The organism is Haloferula sp. (genome assembly GCF_049672945.1).
Taxonomy (GTDB): Bacteria; Verrucomicrobiota; Verrucomicrobiia; order Verrucomicrobiales; family Akkermansiaceae; genus Haloferula.
The window spans coordinates 1-4,254 of sequence record NZ_JBATWY010000017.1; the positions used below are offsets into that span (position 1 = coordinate 1).

The 4,254-nt window shown below is 59.6% G+C and carries 4 protein-coding genes; all 4 read left to right on the plus strand.

Annotation, left to right across the window (positions count from 1 at the left end; translation table 11 throughout):
* Positions 1 to 266 precede the first annotated feature (266 nt).
* Genes WBG04_RS01360 through WBG04_RS01375 form a run of 4 tightly spaced genes read left to right on the plus strand, consistent with a single transcriptional unit; the run spans position 267 to position 4,094 of the window.
* Complete coding sequence (locus WBG04_RS01360; RefSeq protein WP_424312546.1) at positions 267 to 1,124, plus strand: PDZ domain-containing protein; 858 nt, start codon at positions 267 to 269, stop codon at positions 1,122 to 1,124.
* A gap of 59 nt (positions 1,125 to 1,183) precedes the next feature.
* Complete coding sequence (locus WBG04_RS01365) at positions 1,184 to 2,197, plus strand: AAA family ATPase (RefSeq protein ID WP_424312547.1); 1,014 nt, start codon at positions 1,184 to 1,186, stop codon at positions 2,195 to 2,197.
* Positions 2,198 to 2,199: 2 nt separating this feature from the next.
* Positions 2,200 to 3,105: a DUF58 domain-containing protein gene (locus WBG04_RS01370; RefSeq protein WP_424312548.1), complete on the plus strand. Its 906-nt coding sequence runs from the start codon at positions 2,200 to 2,202 to the stop codon at positions 3,103 to 3,105.
* A complete protein-coding gene (locus WBG04_RS01375) occupies positions 3,102 to 4,094 on the plus strand; it encodes a hypothetical protein (protein WP_424312549.1) in 993 nt (330 codons plus the stop codon). The genes WBG04_RS01370 and WBG04_RS01375 overlap by 4 nt, the downstream gene beginning before the upstream one ends.
* Positions 4,095 to 4,254: the final 160 nt, after the last annotated feature.

The window sequence follows — 4,254 nt, forward strand, 5'->3', positions numbered from 1 at the left end:
CTCCCCCAGCCTATCGCCGCCCATTCTACAAAAGGACCGGCGGGAGCCAGAGCACATCCGGGAAGCGAGCAGCAGCCAGTTGCGGATCCGTTTCCGGGCCGGACGACGCCGTGGAAATGGCGAGTCAGCAGATTCATCCCCCGGAAGGCAGGGTTCATCCCGAGATCCACCGCACTCATCCCTTTCGTAGATACAGGCGCCTCGAATCCGCGCTAATTCCGGTGAACGGCATTCACTGCCTCAACCAGAGACCAAGAAACATCATCATGAAGACAAAAACAATCATCCTCGCCGTCAGCATTGCTGCAGGCACCTTGCACGCTCAACAAGCGCAAATCCTGGGCATCCCTGCGGGCGGCGCCCCGGACCTGACCACCAAGGTTCCCGACTTCGGGACCAGCAGCCGTGCGGTAAAAGCCGATGAGGCAAAGACGCACCAACTCAAGGAACACAGTGGCTTTGTGATCGAGGAAGTCGAATCCACGGGCACTGCCGCCACGCTCGGCCTTCTCGAAGGCGATGTGGTGACCAAGATCGGAGACCGCCCGGTCAAGAACCTCGACGGCTCCCTCGACATGGCCGTCGCCAACGTCTTCTTCGAAGGAGAGACGCTGAAGTTCGAATGGCTGCGCGATGGAGCAGCCCAGAGCGGAACAGCCACACTCGACCAAACCTGCACCTTGGGTGAAATGATGACAGAGATGATGGGCAACCTGGACCTGAGCAGCATCACCGGAATGGGTTCCGGTGGAAACATGGATCTTTCCGGCCTACTCAAGGGCTTGAACCTCGGAGAACTCACCGACCAAATTGGTAAAGGAGGCGTTCCCGGCGTCTCGGTCAACACCGTGCTGCCACTTCCCGACGGCGCAAAGGCCATGCTAGCCAATGGTAAGCTCCGGATCGTCGATGCGGAAGGCGAAGAGATCTACTCGAAGGAGGACTTTTCGGTGGAGAAGGACCTCCAAGAAGTGCCCGAGCAGTATCGCAATCATCTTGGTGCTTTGAAAATGCTCAACTTCGGTCGAGGCGGAAATGCCGACAAGGTAGAAGATTCGACCAACGACCTGCTCGACAAAGCCGAGGCAAAGGACAAGGACTCAGGCGATTCATCCGCTGAATAATTCCCACGCGGTGAAGGCGTCGCTTAGCGAGGCCTTCGCCGCCACCTATTCTCCGAACTATGAATTCAACTGCCACCGAGTCTGCGCAAGCAGAAGCGGCCTCATTTATCGGACCTTTGCGCGAGGAAATCGCTAGGGTGCTGGTAGGTCAGCACGACCTTGTCGAACGGATGCTGATTTGCCTTCTTACTGGCAACCACCTGCTCGTCGAAGGACTTCCCGGCCTCGCCAAGACCCTCGCGATCCGCACTCTTGCGGACACGCTCGACGCCGATTTCCGTCGCCTCCAGTTTACTCCTGACCTGCTACCTGCGGATGTAATCGGAACCAACGTCTTTCAGCCATCCACTCAAGAATTCATCCCGCGCAAGGGACCGGTCTTCACCAACCTCCTCCTTGCTGATGAAATCAACCGAGCCCCAGCCAAAGTGCAGTCGGCGCTGCTTGAGGCGATGCAAGAACGCCAGGTAACTCTCGGCGGTGAAACCCACTCCCTTCCGACGCCATTCCTCGTCATGGCGACTCAGAACCCGATCGACCAGGAAGGCACCTACCCGCTGCCCGAGGCACAAACCGACCGCTTCATGATGAAGGTAATTGTGCATTATCCAGATCGTGAGGAAGAACGCCGTGTGCTGCAATTGATGGCTTCCCGGGAGGATAAGCCGGTTGCCCGTCCCGTCACGAACTTGGAAGCGATTGCGAGAGCCGCCAGAGCGGTCGACTCCATTCACCTCGACGCCCGAATCGAGGACTACATCCTCGACCTCGTGCTCGCGACGCGGAAAGAGGGACGCAGCCAAATGTCATCGCGTCAGGATTCCAAGGCGCTGGAGTTCATCGCCCCGCTACTCTCCTGCGGTGCTTCGCCACGGGCCACCCTGGTCCTTGCTCAAGGAGCGAGAGCACGGGCATTGCTGGCGGGGCGCGACCACGTCCTCCCGGAGGATGTGAAAGCCCTCGCCCCCGACGTCCTGCGCCACCGGATTATTCTGACCTACGAAGCACAGGCCGAGGAGCTCGATGCCGATGCCATCCTTGCTCGCCTGCTCGACACACTTGTCACGCCGTAAACATGCAAGACTCGGCCAAGGACGACGGGACACTGTCGACGGACTTGATGGCGAAGGTCCGGCAGATCGAGATCCGGTCGCGCCAGATCGTCCGCAACCGCACCCTTGGCGCCTGGCACGCCTCTTTCAAGGGGATGGGCATCGAGTTCGCGGAGGTTCGGGAATACCAGGAAGGCGACGACGTCCGCGCCATCGATTGGAACGTCTCCGCCCGGGCCGGGTATCCACATGTCAAATTGTTCACCGAGGAGCGCGAACAGAACGTGTTCCTGCTTGCCGACTGCACGGCCTCGCTCGACTTCGGTTCGGGGCCACGGAGCAAACGTGAAATCCTCGCCGAAATCGCCGCCGTGCTTGCCTTCAGCGCCACCCTGAACAAGGACCGCGTCGGCCTCGCCCTTCATTCCGACCATGAGGAACTTCACATCGCTCCTGCGCGTGGCCACCGCCATGTCCTGCGCATTATCAGGGAGTTGTTAGTCCATCGCCCGGCAGCCACAGGCACCGACCTGGCGGGCGCGCTGGATGAGTTGTTGGCCACCACCCTAAAGCGGTCGATCGTCTTCATTCTCGGCGACCTCCTCACTAGCGATTTCGAACGTCCCCTTCGCGCCCTGACCCAGCGCCATGAAGTCATTGTCCTGCACCTGACCGATCCGATGGAGCGGGAGATGCCGAACCTTCCACGCTTCGCCAACCTTGCCATCGAAGACTTAGAAAATAGCAGAACCGGACACTTCCCCGCCAGACGCCGCGAGGCCTTTGCGGATCAGCGTGAGAATGCACGTCGCGACCTAACAGGCATTTGCCGCCGCGCCGCCGCCGACTTCCTCCACATCGATACCGCGAACGACTACGTTCCCGCTTTGATCGGCCTGTTTGACGCACGCACTTCCCGCCGGACATGAGAACCTTTCTCGCCATTCTCCGCATCGGGATCTTTCTCTTACTGTCAGCACTCGCGTTTGTCGGCTGGAAGGCCTTCTCGATCTGGTCGGCTGACACCAAGCCAGTACCAACCGAATCGGCCTGGTCCAAAGTCGACGTCATGGTTGGAGAAGACGTCACCCTCCAGGCTCAGTTCCGCCTCCCCTATCATCAGACTCCGACCGATGTCATTCCGTCCCGCATTCCAGAAGCACTGGTGATCCACAAGCCGAGCTTGCAATGGACACGTGGCAAACTCGGAGTCGACGGATTCCGCGATTGGAAGATACAGTTCGATGCCGTCTTACTCTCGGACGCATCGATTGCCGGTCAGTCGATCGCCTTTCCCCTGACAAGCTGGGGCAAGGGCAAGGGCAATAGTGGCAAGGTGACCGTATCATTGCCTGGTCTGACTTCCGCATACGCAGAAGAAATGCCCGACCAGCCTGCACTCGCGACCGCCGCCTTGAAGGTCGACTCTCCTGCTCCCGAACTCGCCGAGATGGTGGAGATAGAGACCCGTTGGCCTTGGTGGATCATCGCGGTGTTTGCTTCCTTGGGCATCGTCAGCCCTCTGATTCATTGGCTCATCCGCCGCTTGCGGCGTCCTTCGCCACCGTGGGAAACCGCGCAAGTCGAACTCGACCGATTGGGATCTGCGAATGACGACCTGCCGACTCTCTACACTCGCCTAGCGGACATTTTGAAAACCTACACCGGATCCCGCTTTGGCTGCTCTGCCCAAGCGTCGTGCCCACACGAATTCCGCCGACTGCTCGACCAGGTAGAACACGGATCATTGACTGACGAGGTCCGCAGCCGCCTGCACGAACTTCTGTGCGAGACCGACGCCGTCCGATTCGCTCACCAATCCGCAAGCCGTGAAAATTTTGCCGCCGCCCTGGCCCCGGTTCGCGAGTTCGTCAAAGCCACCACCCCGACTTCCTCTTCACGGAATGAACCTGCCTGAATTCGCCCATCCCTGGATCCTGCTTCTACTCGGGCCGCTTGTCATCGGCGCGGCGTGGCGTTTCCGGCGTCCTGCTCCAGCACTGACAGTATCTTCCGTAGAGATCTACCAGCCCGGCAAAAGTCGCCGCCCGTTCCGTTTCCGGATTCCCTTGCTTCTG